1 protein-coding gene is annotated in these 308 nt (G+C 76.3%); it reads right to left on the bottom strand.

Going from position 1 to position 308, the window contains the following annotated elements:
- Window positions 1-308 (bottom strand): hypothetical protein (locus HCK04_RS40735; protein ID WP_205831307.1); only part of this gene is annotated, 308 nt, incomplete at both ends.

The raw sequence follows: 308 nt of genomic DNA, 5'->3' as shown, positions 1-308 counted from the left end.
CGCGGACCAGGTCGAGCAGAACCGTGCCGCGCTGCTCGGGAGCGAGCCCGGCGAGCCGGGCGGGCAGTGAGGTGTCCTGACCGGTCGCCTGGGTGGTCCGGGCGGCTCGTGCGGCCGGTCGGCGGGGGGAGATCAGGCGGCGCAGCAGTGGCGGGGGCGTCTCGGTCGCCGTGTTCAACCGCGCAGGCACGAGCACGGGCGGCTGGCCGGCCGGCCCGAAGACGGCCGCGTCGAACAGGGCCAGTGCGTGCGCGGTGGCGAGCGGATGCAGGCCGAGCCTGGCCAGCCGTTTCCGGTCGATCTGGCTG

It is taken from the genome of Microbispora sp. CL1-1 (genome assembly GCF_012034195.1).
GTDB lineage: Bacteria > Actinomycetota > Actinomycetes > Streptosporangiales > Streptosporangiaceae > Microbispora.
Note: the sequence above shows the minus strand (reverse complement) of the source record. Positions and strands in the feature narration are given on the sequence as shown.